This window comes from Pseudomonas sp. TYF_14 (genome assembly GCF_043105275.1).
Classification (GTDB): domain Bacteria; phylum Pseudomonadota; class Gammaproteobacteria; order Pseudomonadales; family Pseudomonadaceae; genus Aquipseudomonas; species Aquipseudomonas alloputida.
The window spans coordinates 15,782-37,072 of record NZ_JBICLK010000081.1 but is presented as its reverse complement, the minus strand read 5'-3'; the positions used below and the strand labels follow the sequence as shown (position 1 = coordinate 37,072).

Annotated in this window: 18 protein-coding genes, 4 tRNA genes and 1 pseudogene; 6 read left to right on the top strand and 17 right to left on the bottom strand. The window is 62.2% G+C overall.

Features of this window, described 5'->3' with window-relative positions:
* Window positions 1-104: 104 nt before the first annotated feature.
* From clpX to ACF8O8_RS20605, 8 genes are all read right to left on the bottom strand, one after another.
* Window positions 105-1,388, bottom strand: a complete 1,284-nt coding sequence (gene clpX / locus ACF8O8_RS20640) for an ATP-dependent Clp protease ATP-binding subunit ClpX (RefSeq protein ID WP_003250242.1) — start codon at window positions 1,386-1,388, stop codon at window positions 105-107.
* Between the two features lie 107 nt (window positions 1,389-1,495).
* A complete protein-coding gene (gene clpP / locus ACF8O8_RS20635; protein ID WP_003259400.1) occupies window positions 1,496-2,137 on the bottom strand; it encodes an ATP-dependent Clp endopeptidase proteolytic subunit ClpP in 642 nt (213 codons plus the stop codon).
* 91 nt (window positions 2,138-2,228) lie between these two features.
* On the bottom strand, window positions 2,229-3,542 hold the full coding sequence (tig, locus tag ACF8O8_RS20630; RefSeq protein ID WP_014753846.1) for a trigger factor: 1,314 nt from the start codon (window positions 3,540-3,542) through the stop codon (window positions 2,229-2,231).
* Between the two features lie 248 nt (window positions 3,543-3,790).
* Entirely contained in the window at window positions 3,791-4,090 is a 300-nt protein-coding gene (locus ACF8O8_RS20625; protein ID WP_020190960.1) for a DUF6388 family protein, read from the bottom strand.
* Window positions 4,091-4,712: 622 nt separating this feature from the next.
* Window positions 4,713-4,788 (bottom strand) — tRNA-His (locus ACF8O8_RS20620).
* Window positions 4,789-4,824: 36 nt separating this feature from the next.
* A tRNA-Leu gene (locus tag ACF8O8_RS20615) sits at window positions 4,825-4,909 on the bottom strand.
* 52 nt (window positions 4,910-4,961) lie between these two features.
* Window positions 4,962-5,037, bottom strand: a tRNA-His gene (locus ACF8O8_RS20610).
* 41 nt (window positions 5,038-5,078) lie between these two features.
* Window positions 5,079-5,155, bottom strand: a tRNA-Arg gene (locus ACF8O8_RS20605).
* 269 nt (window positions 5,156-5,424) lie between these two features.
* Between ACF8O8_RS20605 and folD the strand changes: the two genes are divergently transcribed.
* Window positions 5,425-6,279, top strand: coding sequence for a bifunctional methylenetetrahydrofolate dehydrogenase/methenyltetrahydrofolate cyclohydrolase FolD (folD, locus tag ACF8O8_RS20600; RefSeq protein WP_003250234.1), 855 nt, complete (start codon window positions 5,425-5,427; stop codon window positions 6,277-6,279).
* Between the two features lie 126 nt (window positions 6,280-6,405).
* On the opposite strand, the gene ACF8O8_RS20595 is transcribed toward folD, so the two are convergent.
* Genes ACF8O8_RS20595 through ACF8O8_RS20570 form a run of 6 tightly spaced genes read right to left on the bottom strand, consistent with a single transcriptional unit; the run spans window position 6,406 to window position 12,328 of the window.
* Window positions 6,406-8,145, bottom strand: coding sequence for an ABC transporter substrate-binding protein (locus ACF8O8_RS20595; RefSeq protein ID WP_003250232.1), 1,740 nt, complete (start codon window positions 8,143-8,145; stop codon window positions 6,406-6,408).
* Window positions 8,146-8,184: 39 nt separating this feature from the next.
* Window positions 8,185-8,457, bottom strand: a complete 273-nt coding sequence (locus tag ACF8O8_RS20590) for a DUF2160 domain-containing protein (protein WP_003250230.1) — start codon at window positions 8,455-8,457, stop codon at window positions 8,185-8,187.
* 12 nt (window positions 8,458-8,469) lie between these two features.
* Window positions 8,470-9,270 carry a carbohydrate ABC transporter permease gene (locus ACF8O8_RS20585; RefSeq protein ID WP_003250228.1) on the bottom strand — a complete coding sequence of 267 codons (801 nt, stop codon included), beginning with the start codon at window positions 9,268-9,270 and terminating at the stop codon, window positions 8,470-8,472.
* Window positions 9,271-9,273: 3 nt separating this feature from the next.
* Window positions 9,274-10,140 carry a carbohydrate ABC transporter permease gene (locus ACF8O8_RS20580; RefSeq protein WP_049587533.1) on the bottom strand — a complete coding sequence of 289 codons (867 nt, stop codon included), beginning with the start codon at window positions 10,138-10,140 and terminating at the stop codon, window positions 9,274-9,276.
* Window positions 10,137-11,234 carry an ABC transporter ATP-binding protein gene (locus ACF8O8_RS20575; RefSeq protein WP_392510353.1) on the bottom strand — a complete coding sequence of 366 codons (1,098 nt, stop codon included), beginning with the start codon at window positions 11,232-11,234 and terminating at the stop codon, window positions 10,137-10,139. The genes ACF8O8_RS20580 and ACF8O8_RS20575 overlap by 4 nt, the downstream gene beginning before the upstream one ends.
* Entirely contained in the window at window positions 11,234-12,328 is a 1,095-nt protein-coding gene (locus tag ACF8O8_RS20570) for an ABC transporter ATP-binding protein (RefSeq protein ID WP_010953236.1), read from the bottom strand. Before ACF8O8_RS20570 ends, ACF8O8_RS20575 begins: the two co-directional genes overlap by 1 nt.
* Before the next feature lie 222 nt (window positions 12,329-12,550).
* On the opposite strand from ACF8O8_RS20570, the gene ACF8O8_RS20565 reads away from it, so the two are divergent.
* A complete protein-coding gene (locus ACF8O8_RS20565; protein WP_392510352.1) occupies window positions 12,551-14,299 on the top strand; it encodes a sigma-54-dependent Fis family transcriptional regulator in 1,749 nt (582 codons plus the stop codon).
* Between the two features lie 106 nt (window positions 14,300-14,405).
* Here the strand turns inward: ACF8O8_RS20565 and ACF8O8_RS20560 are convergent, their stop codons facing one another.
* From ACF8O8_RS20560 to ACF8O8_RS20550, 3 genes and pseudogenes are all read right to left on the bottom strand, one after another.
* On the bottom strand, window positions 14,406-16,094 hold the full coding sequence (locus tag ACF8O8_RS20560) for a bifunctional diguanylate cyclase/phosphodiesterase (RefSeq protein WP_010953234.1): 1,689 nt from the start codon (window positions 16,092-16,094) through the stop codon (window positions 14,406-14,408).
* Between the two features lie 13 nt (window positions 16,095-16,107).
* Window positions 16,108-17,184 carry a methyl-accepting chemotaxis protein gene (locus ACF8O8_RS20555; protein WP_392510448.1) on the bottom strand — a complete coding sequence of 359 codons (1,077 nt, stop codon included), beginning with the start codon at window positions 17,182-17,184 and terminating at the stop codon, window positions 16,108-16,110.
* A 159-nt stretch (window positions 17,185-17,343) separates the two neighbouring features.
* Window positions 17,344-17,673 (bottom strand): annotated as a pseudogene (locus ACF8O8_RS20550) (PAS domain-containing protein); the annotation flags it as partial.
* Between the two features lie 266 nt (window positions 17,674-17,939).
* Here ACF8O8_RS20550 and ACF8O8_RS20545 point away from each other — a divergent pair.
* The 4 genes from ACF8O8_RS20545 to ACF8O8_RS20530 all read left to right on the top strand — a co-directional run bounded on the left by ACF8O8_RS20545 (window position 17,940) and on the right by ACF8O8_RS20530 (window position 21,219).
* Window positions 17,940-18,254: a helix-turn-helix domain-containing protein gene (locus tag ACF8O8_RS20545; protein ID WP_010953232.1), complete on the top strand. Its 315-nt coding sequence runs from the start codon at window positions 17,940-17,942 to the stop codon at window positions 18,252-18,254.
* A 227-nt stretch (window positions 18,255-18,481) separates the two neighbouring features.
* Complete coding sequence (locus tag ACF8O8_RS20540) at window positions 18,482-19,792, top strand: C4-dicarboxylate transporter DctA (RefSeq protein ID WP_010953231.1); 1,311 nt, start codon at window positions 18,482-18,484, stop codon at window positions 19,790-19,792.
* A 43-nt stretch (window positions 19,793-19,835) separates the two neighbouring features.
* Window positions 19,836-20,534, top strand: a complete 699-nt coding sequence (locus tag ACF8O8_RS20535; RefSeq protein ID WP_010953230.1) for a FadR/GntR family transcriptional regulator — start codon at window positions 19,836-19,838, stop codon at window positions 20,532-20,534.
* A 16-nt stretch (window positions 20,535-20,550) separates the two neighbouring features.
* The gene (locus tag ACF8O8_RS20530) at window positions 20,551-21,219 is read left to right on the top strand and encodes a GntR family transcriptional regulator (protein ID WP_010953229.1); all 669 of its coding nucleotides are present in this window, start codon (window positions 20,551-20,553) and stop codon (window positions 21,217-21,219) included.
* Window positions 21,220-21,291 lie beyond the last annotated feature (72 nt).

The window sequence follows — 21,291 nt, the reverse complement described above, 5'->3', positions numbered from 1 at the left end:
ATGTGGGGGCACGCTTGGGAAATTACAAGCGCTTGCACAGGAAAAGCAGAAAGGGGCCCGTAGGCCCCCTCTTGCTTGCAACCGAGAACCGGCCATTGCCTGAATCAGGCGTCTGGCGCGGCCTTGGCTTGCGGTTCGCTGTTTTCGTAGATCATCAGCGGCTGCGAGGTGCCCTCAATGACGCTCTCGTCGATAACCACCTTGCTGACATCCTTTTTCGAAGGAATCTCATACATGGTATCGAGCAGCACGCCTTCAAGGATCGAACGCAGGCCACGAGCGCCAGTCTTGCGCTCCAGGGCCTTGCGTGCAACGGCCTTGAGCGCATCGCTGCGGAACTCGAGGTCGACGCTTTCCATCTCGAACAGCTTGGCATACTGCTTGGTCAGGGCATTCTTCGGCTCGGTGAGGATCTGCATCAACGCAGCCTCATCCAGCTCGTCGAGGGTAGCCAGTACCGGCAGGCGGCCGACGAATTCCGGAATCAGGCCAAACTTGACCAGATCGTCCGGCTCGACCTCACGCAGGGACTCACCAACCTTCTTGCCCTCTTCCTTGCTGCGCACTTCGGCACCAAAACCGATGCCGCCTTTGGTGGAGCGGTTCTGGATGACCTTTTCCAGGCCCGAGAACGCACCACCGCAGATGAACAGGATGTTGCGGGTATCAACCTGCAGGAATTCCTGTTGCGGGTGCTTGCGGCCGCCTTGCGGCGGGACCGAGGCCACGGTGCCTTCGATCAGCTTCAGCAGTGCCTGCTGCACGCCCTCGCCCGAGACATCACGGGTAATGGACGGGTTGTCCGACTTGCGCGAGATCTTGTCGATTTCGTCGATGTAGACAATGCCCATCTGGGCCTTTTCCACGTCGTAGTCGCACTTCTGCAACAGCTTCTGGATGATGTTTTCGACGTCCTCACCCACATAACCGGCTTCGGTCAGGGTGGTGGCGTCAGCAATGGTGAACGGTACGTTCAACAGGCGTGCCAGGGTTTCGGCGAGCAGGGTCTTACCCGAGCCGGTCGGCCCGATGAGCAGGATGTTGCTCTTGCCCAGTTCGACTTCGTCACCCTTCTTGTCACGCTGGTTCAGGCGCTTGTAGTGGTTGTACACCGCTACGGCCAGCACCTTCTTCGCGCGCTCCTGACCAATCACGTACTGGTCCAGGATGCCGCTGATTTCTTTCGGCGAAGGCAATTTGTGCGCGCTGCTCTCGGCCTGGGCTTCCTGCACCTCCTCACGGATGATGTCGTTGCACAGGTCGACGCACTCGTCGCAGATAAATACCGAGGGCCCGGCAATCAGTTTGCGCACTTCGTGCTGGCTTTTGCCGCAGAAGGAGCAATAAAGCAATTTGCCGCTGTCCTCGCCGTTACGGGTGTCAGTCATTCGATCGATCCAATCCGGTAGGCTTGCAACACAAGATGAAGGCAATTGCGGGCTTTTTCAAGTCCGCAGGTAGGCGCTTTCGACGCCCACCTGCTCTGCCCCCCGGTTCAGGAGGCCAGTTGCCGCTTGTCGTAGACCGAGTCGATCAGGCCGTACTCGGCTGCGCGCGAGGCGCTCATGAAGTTGTCACGCTCGGTGTCACGCTTGATGGTCTCGAGGTCCTGGCCGGTGTGATAGGCCAGCAGCTCGTTCAGACGGGCCTTGATATTGAGAATTTCCTGGGCGTGGATCTCGATATCGGTGGCCTGACCCTGGAAGCCGCCCAGCGGCTGGTGGATCATCACGCGCGAGTTAGGCAGGCAATGACGCTTGCCCTTGGCACCTGCCGCCAGCAGGAAGGCGCCCATGCTGCAGGCCTGGCCGATGCAGATGGTCGAAACGTCCGGCTTGATGAACTGCATGGTGTCGTAGATCGACATGCCGGCGGTGACGGAACCGCCCGGCGAGTTGATGTACAGATGGATATCCTTGTCCGGGTTTTCCGCCTCAAGGAACAGCAGTTGCGCAACGACGAGGTTGGCCATGTAGTCCTCTACCGGGCCAACCAGGAAGATCACACGCTCCTTCAACAGGCGCGAGTAGATGTCGTAAGCGCGTTCGCCACGGGCGGACTGCTCGATAACCATCGGGACCAGGCCGCCTGCGGCCTGGATGTCAGAGCTCTGCTGAATATAAGAATTGCGGGACATGTCCTGCGCTCACTCCCAAATAGTCATGGCTTGAATACGCACAAGCCAGCTCGAAGGCTGGCTTGTGGAGGTTTCCTACGAGAGAAGACCGTTACTCAGCAGCGGCAGGCGCCTCGGCTGGTTTAACGGCTTCTTCGTACGAGACCGACTTGTCGGTCACAGTCGCTTTCTGCAGAACAGTATCTACAACTTGTTCTTCCAGCACAACCGAACGCACTTCGTTCAGTTGCTGGTCGTTCTTGTAGTACCAAGCGATGACCTGCTCAGGCTCCTGGTAAGCCGACGCCATTTCTTCGATCATCTCGCGAACCTTGGCGTCGTCCGGCTTCAGCTCGAACTGCTTGACCACTTCGGCCACGATCAAACCCAGCACGACGCGGCGCTTGGCTTGCTCTTCGAACAGCTCGACTGGCAGTTGCTCAGGCTTGATGTTGCCACCAAACTGCTGAACAGCCTGCACGCGCAGACGGTTGACTTCGTTTTCCAGCAGGGCCTTTGGTACTTCGATCGGGTTGGCGGCCAGCAGACCGTCCATGACCTGGTTCTTGACCTTGGTCTTGATCGCCTGACGCAGCTCACGCTCCATGTTCTTGCGAACTTCGGCGCGGAAGCCTTCCAGCGTCGATTCCTTGATGCCGAACTGGGCGAAGAACTCTTCGTTCAGTTCTGGCAGTACAGGTGCCGAAACGCTGTTGACGGTGATGGTGAACTCAGCGGCTTTGCCAGCCAGGTCCAGGTTCTGGTAGTCCTCTGGGAAGGTCACGTTGACCACGCGCTCTTCGCCAGCCTTGGCGCCTACCAGACCTTCTTCGAAGCCTGGGATCATGCGGCCGGAACCCAGCACCAGCAGGGTGCCCTTGGCCGAACCACCGGCAAACGCTTCACCGTCGACCTTGCCGACGAAGTCGATGTTGACCTGGTCGTCGTTCTGCGCAGCGCGCTCGACGGCCTCGAAGCGGGTGTTCTGCTTGCGCAGCACTTCCAGCATGTTGTCCAGGTCACTGTCAGCCACTTCGGCGCTCAGGCGCTCGACCTTGATCGACTCGAGGCCCGCAACAGTGAACTCAGGGAACACTTCGAAGATGGCGACGAATTCCAGATCCTTGCCCTTTTCGAAGGACTTGGGCTCTACAGCCGGGGCGCCAGCCGGGTTCAGCTTCTGCTCGACGATGGCTTCGTAGAAGGAGGCCTGGACCAGGTCACCGAAAGCCTCTTGACGGGCGTCCGCCTCGAAACGCTGACGGATCACGGTCATCGGTACTTTACCAGGACGGAAGCCCGCAATCTTGGCGCGCTTGGCAGTCTGCTGCAGACGCTTGTTGACTTCGTTCTCGACGCGCTCGGCCGGAACGGCGATGGTCATGCGGCGCTCGAGAGCGGAAGTGTTTTCAACAGAAACTTGCATGGATATTCCTCGTTGCACAGACGTTAGCCGGCGTTAGCCCGACTCCAGAATCAAGGGCAAACATTCTAGTGAGTCACGCAGCAGAAGTCACCCCACACGGGACGACTGAAAACAACGCCGGTCGATTAACTTTCAAGGCCCGCACGGCACAGCGCCAGGCCTGCTTCCAACAGGGGCTGCGCGGCGCCGGGGGCGGCCTGCAGCCGAAATACTTTGTCAAACAACTACCCGCAACGCATTCGCTTCCTTTATTCAGGATCAATGTCGTTGAACTGGCAGTACTCCTCCCATTCCAGCCCCAGCGCCTCGGCCACTTCACGGTGCGTTTCCAGGCGCATGGCCTGCAGCTGCTCCGGGGATTCGGCAATCAATTGCAGCGCCAGCTCCCAAGGCTCAATACCCTGTTCCTCGGCGGCATCCTCGAACGCCCACTCGATTTGCTGGGCCTGCTCACGCGCATCCAGCTCGCGGATCTCCTCGAGCAACTGCGGATTGGCTTCGGCAAAGCGCTGCAGCGCCAGGGCCTGACGGGCTTCTTTTGCAATCATCGTGGTGTCCTTTGCCGGCCAAACGGGCCGGTGTTTCAACCGACTGAAATCTAACAGCTTTTATTGGGGTGCCACCAGTGGATTACAAGGGGCAGGAGGTGATTTGGCCGAGCGGTGGCTGACCGCGACATATTCAGCGCCTTCGAGATCGAGCGCCGCCCGCGCGGCGCATCGCGAGCAAGCTCGCTCCTACATTTGTTTCGGGCCAGTATCGCCTGTGCCTGCGCGCGACCGCCCTGTTTGTTCCCCACGATTTCGAGGTGAGCGCCAAGGGGGCGTGCGCGTCTGCCCCAGGAATAATTGGCCCGAAACAAATGTAGGAGCGAGCTTGCTCGCGATGCGCCGCGCGGGCGGCGCTCGATCTACGCATCACCGCAAAAACCAAGGCAGGCACCTTGCCGCCCTGACACAATCGGCCGTAGAACACCCCATAAAAGCTTGACCGCCAACAGAGTAAGCGCGACCACCTTGTTTACCCGGCACGATATTGAGGAGGAACATCAGGAGCCACGCGAGCGACGCTCAACCTCAAACAAAGACACCAGAACACTGACGGCATGCACATCACACCCCCAAAACAAAAAGGCGCCCGATCTCACGATCAAGGCGCCTTTCAGGAATATGGGGTGGACGATGGGAATCGAACCCACGACAACTGGAATCACAATCCAGCGCTCTACCAACTGAGCTACGCCCACCATATTGCGGTCTTGCGGTACAACCTTACAGAAGCATGGTGCGGACGAAGAGACTCGAACTCTTACAGCTTGCGCCGCTGGAACCTAAATCCAGTGTGTCTACCAATTTCACCACGTCCGCGTAACGCTTAAAACAAAGGCGCCAGATGCTATCGAGGCGCCCTTGAAAAATATGGGGTGGACGATGGGAATCGAACCCACGACAACTGGAATCACAATCCAGCGCTCTACCAACTGAGCTACGCCCACCATATTGCATTACAGCCTACTTGCTTGCCAAAGCTGCCTAATGGCGCACCCGGCAGGACTCGAACCTGCGACCATCCGCTTAGAAGGCGGATGCTCTATCCAGCTGAGCTACGGGCGCTTAAGCTTGAAGCCTAACCGAACGAGACGCTAACAAGGAACTGTTAAACCACTCATTCTGCCCGACTTAGCCAACCAGTGCTAGGCTGTGCCCGACAAGTGCGGCGAATCTTATAGTCGACCCCGAAAGTCGTCAACACCTTTTTCGAAAAAATTTAAATTATTTAAGGGGTTAGAGGATTTGCCCGACCACCCGCCTTTGCCCTTGGCCCATGTCGTGCGAGAATGCACGTTCTTTATTGTTCCTTCTCGATGGTTAATCACGCGTCTATGACTGCACACCTAATCGATGGCAAGGCTATCGCCGCCAGCCTGCGCCAGCAGATCGCTCAACGTGTCGTGGAGCGTCGCCAGCAAGGCCTGCGTACGCCGGGCCTGGCAGTGATCCTGGTCGGCACCGACCCCGCCTCCCAAGTCTATGTCTCGCACAAGCGCAAGGACTGCGAAGAGGTCGGCTTCATTTCGCAGGCTTTCGACCTGCCCAGCGAGACCACGCAACAAGCCCTGACCGAGCTGATCGACCGTCTCAATGACGACCCGGCCGTCGACGGCATCCTGTTGCAACTGCCGCTGCCGGCACACCTGGACGCCTCGTTGCTGCTCGAGCGCATTCGCCCGGACAAGGATGTGGACGGCTTCCACCCGTACAACATCGGCCGCCTGGCCCAGCGTATTCCACTGCTGCGCCCGTGCACACCGAAAGGCATCATGACCCTGCTGGAAAGCACCGGCCAGGACCTGTACGGCATGAACGCGGTGATCGTCGGCGCGTCCAACATCGTTGGCCGCCCGATGGCCATGGAACTGCTGCTGGCCGGCTGCACCGTGACCGTCTGCCACCGCTTCACCAAGGACCTGGCCGGCCACGTCGGGCGTGCCGACCTGGTGGTCGTGGCTGCCGGCAAGCCGGGCCTGGTCAAGGGTGAGTGGGTCAAGGAAGGCGCCATCGTCATCGACGTGGGCATCAACCGCCAGGAAGACGGCAAGCTGGTCGGCGACGTGGTCTACGAGACTGCCCTGCCCCGCGCCGGCTGGATCACACCGGTGCCGGGCGGCGTCGGGCCGATGACCCGGGCGTGCCTGCTGGAGAACACGCTGTATGCGGCAGAAGAGCTGCACAAGTAATACCGCGTGATGCGAAAACGGCACCTTTGCAGGTGCCGTTTTTTTTGCCCGTGACTAATGGCCTCTTCGCGAGCGAGCGGTTGCACGGCCCGCGCGGTCGGTGAAACCACCCCGGCGTTCAGCCGATCACTTCCTGGCCGCCTCCCAGGACTTCAGCAGTTCGTTGTAGCTGACTGTCTCGCCCATGGGCTTTTCGTTGGCCAGCTTGGCTTTCGGCGCACCCGGCTGGTCGAACCAGTACTGGGCGTCCTTCTCCGGATTCAACTTGGGTGCACACGTCGCCTGGGCATTGGAGCGTTGCAGGCGCTCCATCATGCGGTCCTGGTCGCGGGCCAGCCCATCCAGGGCTTCCTGCGGGGTCTTTTCGCCACTGGCGACTTCGGCGATATGGCTCCACCACAGCTGCGCCAGCCGCGGGTAGTCCGGCACGTTGGTGCCGGTCGGCGTCCACTGCACCCGTGCAGGGCTGCGATAGAACTCCACCAGCCCACCGAGCTTGGGCGCCAACTCGGTCATGGCCTGGGAGTTGATGTCCGACTCACGAATCGGCGTCAGGCCGACGATGGTCTTTTTCAGCGATACGGTCTTTGAGGTGACGAACTGGGCGTACAGCCACGCCGCCAAGCGTTGCTTCTCGGGGGTGGACTTGAAGAAGGTCCACGAGCCAGTGTCCTGGTAGCCGAGTTTCATCCCCTCTTCCCAGTAAGGCCCCTTCGGTGAAGGCGCCATGCGCCACTTCGGCGTGCCGTCGGCATTCACGACCGGCAAGCCGGGCTTTGTCATGTCGGCGGTGAATGCGGTGTACCAGAATATCTGCTGGGCAATGTTGCCTTGCGCAGGCACAGGGCCGGCTTCGGAGAATGTCATGCCCTGCGCTTCCTTGGGCGCGTAAGCACGCATCCAGTCCACGTACTTCTGCGTGGCATAGACGGCGGCCGGCCCATTGGTATCGCCGCCGCGGGTCACGCTGGAACCCACCGGATGGCAGTCCTCCACGCGAATGCCCCATTCATCGACCGGCAAACCATTGGGCAGGCCCTTGTCGCCGCCGCCGGCCATCGAGAACCAGGCATCGGTGAAGCGCCAGCCCAGTGACGGGTCTTTCTTTCCGTAGTCCATGTGCCCGTAGACGCGCTTGCCGTCGATCTCCTTGACGTCTTCGGTGAAGAACTTGGCAATGTCCTCGTACGCCGACCAGTTCACTGGCACCCCCAGTTCATAGCCGTACTTCTCTTTGAACCTGGCCTTCAACTCCGGCCGTTCGAACCAGTCGGCGCGGAACCAGTACAGGTTGGCGAACTGCTGGTCGGGCAGTTGGTAGACCTTGCCATCAGGCGCGGTGGTGAAGGAAATACCGATGAAGTCCTTCAGGTCGAGGGTCGGCGAAGTATAGGCCTTGCCCTCGTTGGCCATCAGGTCGGTGATCGATTCCACTTTGCCGTAGCGAAAGTGCGTACCGATCAGGTCGGAGTCGTTGACCCAGCCGTCATAGATGTTCTTGTCCGACTGCATCTGCGTCTGCAGTTTTTCCACCACGTCGCCTTCCTGCAGCAGGTCGTGGGTCAGCTGGATGCCGGTGATCTCACTGAAAGCCTTGGCCAGCACCTTGGATTCGTATTCATGGGTGGTGATGGTTTCCGACACAACGTTGATCTTCATCCCGCGAAACGGCTCGGCTGCCTTGATGAACCACTGCAATTCGGCCAACTGCTGTTCGGGGGTAAGGGTCGAAGGCTTGAACTCGCTGCCGATCCATTTCTTTGCCGCCTCTTCGTACTGGTCGGCCCAGGCTGTGCCTTGCACGCTGGCCAGTACCAGCAACGCGGCCAGGGTCAAATGTCGCCTGTTGTGTTTGTTGTCGAACATTGTGATCTCCCGTTTCAGTTATCCCACAGGGCCGCTCGCTCAGCCCCAGCGCAACACCACCGCCAGCCACGCCAGCGACAGCAGCGAGGCCACCCACAATGGCCAGTCGCTGACACCGACCACCAGCAGGTGCAGGTAGGCGCTGGCCAGCAGGCCGATGAACAAACGGTCACCTCGGCTGGTGACCAGCGGCAAAAAGCCCCGTCGCTCTACGCAGGGGCGACGCAGCTCAAGCAGGGTCATGCCCAGCAGCAACAGGCCCACAGCGGCGAAGAACAGCGCTGTCGGCAGGGTCCAGGCCATCCACTCCATGCGTTGCCCTCCTCACACCCGGCCCAGGGCGAAGCCCTTGGCCACATGATTGCGCACGAACCAGATCACCAGCATGCCCGGCAAGATGGTCAGCACCCCCGCCGCCGCCAGCACACCCCAGTCGATGCCCGATGCCGACACCGTGCGGGTCATCACCGCGGCAATCGGCTTGGCATTCACCGAGGTCAGGGTGCGCGCCAGCAGCAGTTCGACCCAGGAGAACATGAAACAGAAAAACGCCGTGACGCCGATGCCGGAGCCAATCAGCGGAATGAAGATCTTCACGAAGAAGCGCGGAAAACTGTAGCCGTCGATGTAGGCGGTTTCGTCGATTTCCCTTGGCACACCCGACATGAAGCCCTCCAGGATCCACACCGCCAGCGGTACGTTGAACAGGCAATGGGCCAGCGCCACGGCAATGTGGGTATCGAACAGCCCGATCGACGAGTACAACTGGAAGAACGGCAGCAGGAACACCGCCGGTGGCGCCATGCGGTTGGTCAGCAGCCAGAAGAACAGGTGGCGGTCGCCAAGAAAGCGGTAGCGCGAGAAGGCATAGGCCGCGGGCAACGCCACGAGCAGTGAAATCAGCGTGTTCAGGCACACGTAGTACAGCGAGTTGATGTAGCCGCTGTACCAGCTGGCGTCGGTGAAGATCACTCGGTAGTTGTCGAGCGTGAACGCCTGCGGCCACAGGGTCAGGCCGCCAAGGATCTCGGCGTTGCTCTTGAACGACATGTTCAGCAACCAGTAGATCGGCACCAGCAGGAAGAAGAAGTACAGCAGCAGGGCCATTGATTTGCGTGTGCTCATGGCCTAGTCCTTGTCGGCATGGGTCATGGCTGTGTAGAACAGCCACGACACCAGCAGGATGATCAGGAAGTACACCAGTGAAAACGCTGCCGCCGGCCCCAGGTCGAACTGCCCTACAGCCATACGCGTGAGGGTCTGGCTGAGGAACGTGGTCGCGTTGCCTGGCCCGCCGCCGGTCAGCACGAACGGCTCGGTGTAGATCATGAAACTGTCCATGAAGCGCAGCATCAACGCGATCACCAGCACGTTCTTGAGCTTGGGCAGCTGGATATGGCGAAACACCGCCCAGCCCGAGGCCCGATCGATGCGCGCAGCCTGGTAGTACACGTCGGGGATCGCACGCAGCCCCGAATAGCACAGCAAAGCCACCAACGAAGTCCAGTGCCACACATCCATCACCAGCACGGTGAGCCAGGCGTCGAACGGGTCACCGGCGTAGTTGTAGCTGACCCCGAGCTTGGCCAGGGAAGCGCCGAGCAGGCCGATATCGGCACGGCCGAAAATCTGCCAGATAGTGCCGACCACGTTCCACGGGATCAGCAACGGGATAGCCATGACGATCAGGCACACCGAGGCCATGCGGCCTTTGGTTGGCATGGCCAGAGCGATGCCTATACCCAATGGAATTTCGATCAGCAGGACGCAGGCCGAGTAAATGAACTGGCGCAGCAATGCATCGTGCAGCGCCGGGTCGCGCAGTACCTGGCGGTACCAGTCGGCACCGACGAAGTAGCGGCTGGACTGGTCGAAGATGTCCTGCACCGAGTAGTTGACCACCGTCATCATCGGCACCACCGCGCTGAACGCGACCAGCAGGAACACCGGCAGCACCAGCCACCAGGCCTTGTTGTTCGACACCTTGTTGTTCATGGCCCGGTCTCCAGCAGCACATCGTCGACATACAGCATCAGCCACTGCGCCGGCAGGCTGACCCAGGCCTGGTCCACAGGCAACGGGCGGTCCTCGCCCAGCCTCGCCTTGAGCGCGACACCGCCCAGTTCGAGGGTGACGATGCGATAGGTACCCAGGTCTTCGACGTCCAGCACCCGCGCCGGGTAGGCCCCCTCGAACGGGCTGTCCCATAGCTGCACGAACTCCGGGCGAATGCCCACCTGCAGCCGCCCGCCCGCCAGTGAGGCCAGGCGCTCGCACAGGCCATCGGGCAGCACCAGCTGGACATCGCCGAACACCACTGCGCCCGCCTCGGCACGCACGTCGATCAAGTTCATGCCCGGGCTACCGATGAAATAACCAACGAACGTATGCCGCGGTCGCTCGAACAGCTCGCGCGGTGTGCCGAACTGGACGATGCGTCCGCCGTGCATCACCGCGATCTTGTCGGCGAAGGTGGAGGCCTCCAACTGGTCGTGGGTGACGTAGATCATGGTGATGTTGAACTGCTCATGGATCTGCTTCAGCTTGCGCCGCAGCTTCCACTTCAGATGCGGGTCGATCACCGTCAGCGGCTCGTCGAACAGGATCGCCGACACGTCATCGCGCACCAGGCCACGCCCCATGGAGACTTTCTGCTTTTCATCGGCGGTGAGGTTGCGTGCTTTCTTGCGCAACACGGCAGTCAGCTCAAGCACTTCGGCAATTTCTTCCACCCGGGCACGCACCCGGGCTTCATCGAGCCCCTGGTTGCGCAAGGGGAAGGCCAGGTTGTCGAACACCGTCATGGTGTCGTACACCACCGGGAACTGGAACACCTGGGCGATATTTCGCGCCTGCGGGGACAGCTGGTTGACCGGCTTGCCGTCGAACAGCACCTCGCCATGAGACGGCGTCAGCAGCCCGGAAATGAGATTGAGCAAGGTCGACTTGCCGCAGCCCGACGGCCCGAGCAACGCATAGGCACCGCCCTGTTCCCACACATGTTCGAGTGCGTGCAGGGCATAGTCTGCCTCGCTGGCGGGCTGGCGGCTGTAACTGTGCGCCAGCTGGCGCAGGCGGATTTCGGCCATCACCCTCTCCTCGCCTGGCGCAGCCCCGGGGCCTGCACCAACAGCCCGGCGCTGTCGAAAACGAACAGCTTGTGCGTGGGGATGAACACGCGTATCGGCGTGTCCACCTGGTACTCGTGAACCCCGGGAAGGTGCAGCACCATGCGCCAGTATTCGTTGCGCACATGCAGAAATGTTTCTGACCCACTGATCTCGGCCAACTCCACCAGTACCGCCAGCTCCAGGTCATCGTCGTGGGCCGGCACCAGCGCGATATGGCTGGGGCGCACGCCGAAGCGGTAGTCACCCTCGGCCAGCGGCTCCAGGTCGGCATTGCGGGCAAAGTGCACGGTCTGGGCCAGGCTTACCTCGTTACCCGTGATACGGCCAGACACCAGGTTGATCGGCGGCTCGGAAAACAGCTCGGCAGCCAGCACGCTGCTGGGTCGCTGATAGACCTCGGCGGTGGGCCCGCTCTGCACGATACGGCCTTCGTGCACAAGGGTGGTGGTGCCGCCCAGCGCCAGCGCCTCGTTGGGCTCGGTGGTGGCGTACACAGCAATGCAATGGCGCGCCGCGAACAGCTCGCGCAGCTCCTGGCGCAGGCCTTCGCGCAACTTGTAGTCGAGGTTGACCAATGGCTCGTCGAAGAGGATCAACGAGGCATCCTTGACCAGTGCCCTGGCCATCGCCGTGCGTTGCTGCTGGCCACCGGAGAGCTCCAGTGGCAGGCGTTGCAGGTAGGTTTCGATGCGCAGCATCTCGGCAGTTTCCTGCACCCGCCGCCGGATCTGGTCCTCGGCCATGCGCGCCTGGCGCAGCGGCGAGGCGATGTTTTCGTACACGCTCAAGGTCGGGTAATTGATGAATTGCTGATACACCATCGACACATTGCGCTGACGCACCGGCACACCGGTGACGTCCTGGCCATCCATCAGCACCCGCCCCCGGTCCGGACGGTCCAGCCCGGCCATCAGGCGCATCAGGCTGGTCTTGCCGGCCAGGGTGCGCCCCAGCAGCACATTGAACGAGCCGGGCTCGAAACGCAGTGACGCATCGACGATCCACGGCTGGTTGTCGACGCTACGGCTGACCTGCTCCAGCACCAGGGACATGGCGTGGCCTTTTTGTGATTGTGTCTGCCGGCTACAGCCAGTTCCGTGCCAGTCCTTCCCCGGTGCTCTGGCCCGGGGCCTGGGTGGCAGCGCTGGCAAATCGCGGGCGCGCAGGTGAACACAATCACTGCACAACTGGACACTGGCCAGTTTGACAATGAACAGCCGTGAACAACACTGAACGGCGGTCGACCCATGACAACAATCACACAGGACAGGCCCATGGCCGCATCCGCTTCGACCCACACCCAACTGATCCAGGCGTCCTGGGACCGCTGCCGCGACCACGGCCTGCAGCCGCAGCATGCGCCGGACTTTGACTGCCTGTCCCGCGCCGAGCTCAGCGCCCTGCTGGAGCGGCGCCAAAATCTGCTACGCCTGACCCGCGAGGAAGTGCTACCGCACTATGCGCACCTCTTGGGTAACGCCAGCTACCTGGTAATGCTGGCCGATGCCAGCGGCTGCCTGCTCGACAGCTGGGGCTCGCGGCGTTTCATCGAACCGCGCCAGCACCATGGTTTCAGCGCCGGCGCCCATTGGCACGAACGTGGCGTCGGCACCAATGCCCTGGGCACCACACTGATTTGCGCCGAAGCGGTTCACGTCGGCCAGGACGAACACTTCCTGCGCCAGAACCGCTACATGTCCAGCGCCGCCGCCCCCCTGTTCGACGCCGCACGGCAGCTGGTCGGGGCGCTCGACGTAGCCAGCGACGGCTACCTGCCGGCCAGCCAGACGCTTGGGCTGGTGCGCATGATGGGCCAGAGCCTGGAAAACCGCCTGATCCTCGCCGAACATGCTGACCAGCATGCACAACTGATCTTCAACAGCGCCTCCGACAACCTCGACAGCCCTTGGGCCGGCTTGCTGGTGTTCGATGAACGCGGGCAGGTTTTGGCCGCCAACCACCGGGCCGATAGCCTGCTTGGCGTAAACCCGCTGCAGCAAAACATCGAGCAACTGTTCCAGTTACCCCTGCAACAGCTGCTCAGCCATCCCCGACAACAGCCCTTCGCTCTGCAGGCCACCGGGCGCAACCGCTTTCACTGCCAGTGGCACCCCCCACGCGAAACCACTCGCCGCCCCGAAGCCGGCAGTGCCGAGCCGCGCCTGGAAAAAGCCTTGATACAAGCCGGCCTGCTATTGGAAAAGGACATCCCGGTGTTGGTCGAGGGCGAAACAGGCGTAGGCAAAGAAGTGTTCGTCGACGCCCTGCACCGGGCCAGCAGCCGCGCCAGGCAGCCGCTGGTCGCCGTAAACTGTGCGGCGATCCCGGCCGAACTGGTGGAGTCGGAACTGTTCGGCTATGACAAAGGCGCGTTCACCGGCGCCCACCACAAGGGCAACCCGGGACTGATCCGCAAGGCCGACCACGGCATCCTGTTTCTGGATGAGATTGGCGACATGCCACTGCCCACCCAGGCCCGCCTGCTGCGCGTACTGCAGTCGCGCAGCATCCAGCCGCTGGGCAGTGGCGAACCGGTGCCGGTGGATATCCGCGTGGTGTCGGCGAGCAATCGCAACCTGGCCGACGAAGTGCGCGCCGGGCGCTTTCGCCAGGACCTGTACTACCGCATCGCCGGCCTGACGCTGGTGCTGCCTCCCCTGCGCGAACGCGCTGACCGGCGCCAGCTGATTGAGCAGGTGCATGCCCGCTACCGCGAGCCCGGGCAACCTGCGCGGCTGCCGCCGGCCATTATCGACCTGTTCGATCAACACCCCTGGCCGGGCAACCTGCGCGAACTGGTGAGCGTGCTACAGGTCGCGTTGGCCCTGGCGGCCAACGGGCCGGTCGGCGTCGAGCACCTTCCAGCGGGCTTTCTGGCCGAGTCGAAAACACCGGTGCCGATAGCGACTGAAGAGACGGACCTGCAGAGCCTGGTCGAGCAAGCCAATGGCAACCTGTCGGCGGTGGCCCGCCGACTTGGTATCAGCCGCACCACACTGTACAAGCGGTTGCGTGGGCGATGAATCGATTGGCCCTGAAGCGCCGCACAGCAGGTTTTCGAAGCCACCCCTGATCGACAAGCAGGTGGCGCCCCCCGTGCAGGTCAAGACCACGGCCCGCTGATGACCTTCAAGGGTCACGCCACTGCACTGGCTGCTGGTAGGCCTGTGCCCAGGCTTGCACGTCACTGGCGGGCATCGGCCGGGCGATGCAGTAACCCTGCGCCAGCTCGCAGCCCAGGCCCATCAGTACCCGACCGTGCTCGACACTCTCCAGCCCCTCGGCAATCACCTCGCGGCCAAACGCTCGCGCCAGGCCGATCACTGCCTCCGTCAGCGCCAGGTCGTCCTGGTCATGAAGGATGTCACGCACGAACGACTGGTCGATCTTGATCGTCTGGGTCGGCAAGCGTTTCAGGTAACTCAAGGACGAATAACCGGTGCCGAAATCGTCCAGCGAGAAACGCACACCCAGCGCACGGCAGGCATCCAGGCAGCGGCTGACATGCTGCAGGTTGTCGATGGCCACCGACTCGACGATTTCCAGGTCCAGCAGCGCCGGGTCCACCGCCGGGTACGCTGCCAGCAGCTGCTGCAGGCGCTCGGCAAAGTCACTGCGCTGCAAATGCCGCGCGGCAATATTCACGCTCAGCGACCAGGGCTGCCCTTGGCGCTGCCAGGCCTGCAACTGGCTCAACGCCTGCCCGATCACCCACTCGCCGATTTCGACGATCAGGTCGGTCTGCTCTACCCAGGGCAGGAAATCGCCTGGCGGCACCACACCACGGCCTGGCCGCTGCCAGCGCAATAAGCCCTCGAAGCCCAGTACCTTGCCAGTGCGCAGGTTGACCTTGGGCTGGTAGTAAAGGCACAGCTCACCGTTGCGCAGCGCCCGGCGCACGCGCGCCACGGTCTGGTGGGTGGCCTTGAGTTCCTGTTCCTGCGACACGTCGAACAGGTGGTAACGGTTGCGCCCGCGCTGCTTGGCCACATACATGGCCTGGTCGGCGTGGCGCACCAGGGTGTCGGCATCTTCGTCATCCTGCGGGTACAGGGTCACGCCGATACTGGCGCTGAGCGACAGCGTATGCTCACGCACTACACAGGGCGCTGCCAAGGCACGCAATACCCGCTGCAGGGCTGCATGCAGCTGGTGCTCATCGTCGACGTCGCGCAGGATCAGCACGAATTCGTCGCCCGACAGCCGGGCCACGGCATCACCACCGCGCAGGATGCTCTTCAAGCGCTGCGCCACTTCCACCAGCAGCAGGTCACCCACGGCATGCCCGTAGCCGTCGTTGACCGCCTTGAAACCATCCAGGTCGAGCATGCACACCGCCAGCGAGATGCCTTCGCAGCGCGAGTAGGCCAGGGCCTGGTTCAGCAGGTCGGACAGGTAGGCGCGGTTAGGCAGGCCGGTGAGCACATCGTGGCCCACCCGCCACTGCAAGGTATGCAGCAGCTGGCGCTTCTCCGTGACGTCAAAGCGGATCGACACATACTTGCGCACCTGGCCTGTCAGCGGATCGACCAGTGGCACCATGGTGCTGTCGACCCAGTACAACGAACCGTCCTTGGACCGGTTGCAGATTTCGCCCTTCCACACCCGCCCGGCGACCAAAGCCCGCCACATGCCGACAAAAAACGTCGGTTCATGCAGCCCGGAATTGAGGATGCGGTGGTTGGCCCCCAGCAGTTCCTCACGGCTGTAGCCCGAGATGCTGCAGAACTGCTGATTGACGTAGGTGATGTTCCCACGCAGGTCGGTTTCCGAAAAGATCGCGGCCGCGTCCACGGCCGCGCGATAGTTATCATCCATAAAGCATCCTGCCTTAGCGGTTGAAGCGCTCCACCAGGGCGCGCAATCCGGCGCACACGTGTTCCAGTTCGGTACCGCGCGAGGCGGCGGCGTTGGCGCTATGGGCGCTGTGCTGGGCAATACCGGCTACGCCGTTGATCTGCCGCGAAACGTCTTCTGCCACCGCCGACTGCTGCTGCGAGGCGGTGGCCATCTGCTGGCTCATATCGCTGATGCGCTGTACCGCGTCACGAATGCCATGCAGCGCCTGCCGAGCTTCCTGCACCTGGGCAACGCCCTGCTCGGCACCGTCGATGCCTCGGCTGGCGATCGCCACGGCTTCCTCGGCGCCACTGCGCAGGGCATCGATGATGGCCTGGATGTGCAGGGTGGACTGGCGGGTCTTGTCGGCCAGTGCCCGCACCTCGTCGGCGACCACGGCAAAGCCCCGGCCCTGCTCGCCCGCACGGGCAGCCTCGATGGCGGCGTTGAGGGCCAGCAGGTTGGTTTGCTCGGCAATGCCGCGGATCATCCCGGCGGCCTCGGCGATGGAGCCGGTCTGACCCGCCAGGTGGCTGACCGCCTGGTTGATCTGCGTCACGGTGCTGGCCAGGTTACGAATGGCCGCACCGCTGGCATCGGCCACCTGGCTACCTTGCTCGGCCAGCAAGTGCGCCGTGTGTGCCTCGGCGGCGGTCAACTGCACGTGGTTGGCCACTTCGCCAATGGAGGCGGCCATCTGGTTCATTGCAGTGGCGCTCAGATCGGTTTCGGCACGCTGCTCCAGCAATGCCGCCTCGGTGCTGCGCGACAACTGCCCGGCATCGCGAGCGGCCACGGCCATTTGCCCGGCCAGGTCGCTTAGCCGCGTCAAGGCGGTTTTCAGGCGTGCCTCTTCGCTGATCAGCATCAGTTGCAACTGCCCGGCAGCACCCGACAGGTCGCTGTAGGTCAAGGCTGCAATCGGGTCGGCGAAGGCACCTTCGGCACCCTGCACAATCTGCTGCAGCTGCCGCCCGAGGGCATTGCGCACCCACAGGCCGCAGGCCACGAACAGCCCCAGGGTCAGCCCCTGCCCCACCAGGCCAGGCCACAGATGGTTGGCCCCCACCGCCAGCAGCCCACCGGCCAGTGGCAAGGCCAAGGCCTGCGCCAGCAAGCTCAGCCGGCGCGGCGCCGACAATGCCGCCTGGCCGTTGCGCAGCCGCGCATACAGGGCTTCGGCACGGGCTACTTGCTCGCGCGTAGGGCATACGCGCACCGACTCGTAACCCACTACCCGCCCACCTTCGAGGATGGGCGTGACGTAGGCATTGACCCAGTAGTAGTCGCCGTTACGGCAGCGGTTCTTGACGATACCCATCCAGCTCTTGCCGGCTTTCAGGTAGCGCCACATCAACTCGTACACCGCCGGCGGCATGTCCGGGTGGCGCACCAGGTTGTGCGGGCTGCCGATCAGTTCGGCCTCGCTGTAGCCACTGATGGCGGCAAACTCTGGGTTGCAGTAGGTGATCAGGCTGGCGGTATCGGTAGCAGAAATCAGCCGCTGATGGGGGGGAAAACGTTGCTCGACCGGGGTTACCGGCAAGTTGAGGCGCACGATGAGACTCCATTCAATGACAAGCCGGCACCCAGTTCATCGACGGCCATCGGAACCGAATCATGAGGATCCGTTCCAATGGGCAAAAGCGCTTCCTGCCGTTGCGGCACGAGGCCGAACGGTACAAGGAAGGTGACGATGACTGACCGGTCAAGCCATGAATTCTACGAAATTCATCACATAAATAAAACAAAGGTGATAGATCATGGCGTTGCGCCACATTGATAGATATCGTTAAGTTCTTGATTCTAAATGGGAATTAAGCGATGACGAGATCAGCTTTGGGTATCGCCCTGCGCCGCTACCGCAAGCTGGCGGGCCTGACCCAGGCACAACTGGCCGAACGGACCGGCTTCGACCCCAAGACCATCAGCCGTTTCGAAACCAGCACCTACACCCCCAGCATCGATGCAATCATGGCGTTTGCCCAGGTGCTGGGCGTCAAGACCAAGGACTTCTTCGCTGAACCGGACGACGAAGAGGAGCAGCGCGCCTACCTGTTCGGCGTCATCCACAACGCCCCACCCAAAGATCTTGGCAAGCTGATTGCAGCAGTGGACCAGGCACTGGCCAAGCCCTGAGCTATTTCACGCGCCAGCTTTCACGGCACGCACCGAACTAGAGCATGGCAGGCCGGATTGCCCCACAACTGGTCAGACCGGTAAGGCCAAAAATCCTTGCAATCAGGGATTTTTCGCGCTTTTATGGCCTCGCGCTGAACAAACCGGTAAGACCACAATAATTAAGTCCTGCGCTCTTTCGCCCCGTGCGGCTACCGAAGCAAGGACACCGATCAGAGACTCCTCCCATGCTCAAATGGTGCTCGCGTTCGATTTTCCTGCAAGTCGTACTCGGCCTTGCCCTCGGCATCGCCTGCGGTCTGAGCTTCCCCGACCTCTCCCTGCAACTCAAACCCCTCGGCGACGGCTTCATCAAGCTGATCAAGATGCTCATCGGCCTGATCGTGTTCTGCGTGGTGGTCAGCGGCATTTCGGGTGCGGGCGACCTGAAAAAGGTCGGGCGTATCGGCCTGAAGTCGGTGATCTACTTCGAAGTGCTGACTACCCTGGCGCTGGTGATCGGCCTGGTGTTCGCCTTCACCAGTGGCATTGGCAGCGGTGCCAATATTCACCTGGATCAACTGTCCGCCGCCGATGCCAACGGCTTGGCCGAGCGCGGCCAGCACATCCATGGCGCCACGGCGTTCTTCATGGACCTGATCCCCACCTCGGTGATCGGTGCCTTCGCCGACAACAACATTCTTCAGGTGCTGCTGTTCTCGGTGCTGTTCGGCAGCGCACTGAACCTGGTGGGTGACTCGGCCGCCGGCATTTCGCGACTGATCAACGAACTGAGCCATGTGATCTTCCGCATCATGGGCATGATCGTGCGCCTGGCGCCGATCGGCGTGTTCGGTGCCATCGCCTTCACCACCAGCAAGTACGGCCTGGCGTCGCTGCAGCACCTGGGCGGGCTGGTGGCGCTGTTCTACCTCACCTGTGCCGGCTTCGTGCTGATCGTGCTGGGCACCGTCATGCGCCTGTCGGGCTTGAAACTGCTGCCGTTGATCAAGTACCTGCGCGAAGAGCTGACCATCGTCCTGGGCACCGCCTCTTCCGACGCCGTGCTGCCACAGATCATGCGCAAGCTTGAGCACCTGGGCATCGGCAGTTCCACGGTCGGCCTGGTGATCCCTACCGGCTACTCGTTCAACCTCGATGGTTTTTCCATCTACCTCACCCTGGCGATCGTGTTCATCGCCAACGCCACCGGCACGCCACTGGAAATGACCGACCTGCTGACCATCCTGCTGGTGTCGCTGGTGACTTCCAAGGGGGCTCACGGCATCCCAGGCTCGGCACTGGTGATTCTTGCCGCCACCCTGACTGCGGTACCGGCGATCCCTGTGGTTGGCCTGGTACTGGTGCTGGCGGTGGACTGGTTCATGGGTATCGGCCGGGCGTTGACCAACCTGATCGGCAACTGCGTGGCCACCGTGGCCATTGCCCGTTGGGAGAAGGACATTGACCTGGAACGTGCGCAGAACGTGCTCGACGGCAAGCCTGGCTTTGCCCCCACGCCACGCAAGCAACCCAGCGCCCATCAACAGGAATTCTGAGCGAACGTGGCCGGCATGACGCCGGCCCTTCCAGGAGCGAACCGTGATCAGCTCATCAACCGTCGTCAACTCAGTGGTGGAAAAACTCCGCCAGGCCCTGGCCCGCGGCCAATGGCGCACCGGCGACATGCTACCAGGCCAGCGCGAACTGGCCGAACAACTGGGCATCAGCCGCCCCAGCCTGCGCGAAGCGGTAACCGTGCTGGAAACACTGGGCCTGGTGCGCTCGTTACCCGGCAAGGGCGTGTTGGTGCTCGATGCCGATGCCCAGCCGTCGGGCGTGGAAACCAGTGCTGCGGCCAGCCTGGCCGACGTGCTGGAACTGCGCTACACACTCGAACCGTTCATCGTCGGCCTGGTGGCGCAGTCGGCCAACAGCCAGGACATCGGCCAGTTGCGCCTGACCCTGATGGACATGCGCGAAGCGCTGGAGGCCGATGACAGCGAGGCCGGGGTCAAAGCCTACATTGCCTTCCATGAGGCGCTGTTCGCCCTGACCACCAACCCGATTTTCCAGAGCGTGGTGCAGCAGACCGGCAATGCCCTGAAGCAAAGCGCCGACATGCTGCGCAACTCGCCCGAGCACCTGGCCGCGCGGCTGAAGGAAAACGAAGCGGTGGTGCGCGCCATTCGCGAACGCAGCAGCGCCCAGGCCAGTGCCCAGATGCGTCAGCACATCGTGGCCGAAGGGCTGCGCATGGGTATCGCGCTGAATATCCCGGACGAACATCCGCATCCATGACCTCAGGAGAGTGCCCATGAACGCCGTCCCCCACTTGCCTACCCTGCTCGCGGCCGGCGAAACCCGCCTGTCGGCCGAGCAGATTTATCCAAGGCTGTTCGACGCCATTCTCGAACAGCGCCTGCCACCGGGCAGTCTGTTGCCCGAACAGGCGCTGGGCCATGCCTTTGGTGTCAGCCGCACGGTGATCCGCCGTGTGCTCGGGCGCCTGTCCGACCAGCAGGTGGTGGTACAGCGCCCCAGCCACACCGCGCATCTGGCTGCGCCTGACCCGGACCAGGCACGTCAGGTGCTCAGTGCCCGGCGTCTGGCCGAAACCACACTGATCACCCTGGCCGCGCAACGCGCCCGGCCGGCGCAGGTACGCCAGCTACGGCAACTGGTGGAGCGCGAGCGCCAGCACCATGAGCGTGGCGAACGCTGCGCGGCGATCCGCCTGGGCGGCGAGTTCCATCTGAAACTGGCGCAGGTGGCGGCCAATGCGCCACTGGCGCGATTTCTCAATGGACTGGTGCCGATGACCTCGCTGATCATCGCTCGCTACGAATCGCCTTGCTGCGATCACTGCGCGTGGGAAGAGCATGCGGCAATCATCGATGCCGTGGAGCAAGGTGATGCCGAAGCGGCCCTGGAGTTGATGCACAGGCACCTTGACCGACTGGAAGAAAAGCTGGACCTGGAATAACCCGACCAGGCTGACGCGATCGCTCTGACGCAGGCCGCGCTCACGCAACCATTTGCAGCGCTGCTGAGCGGG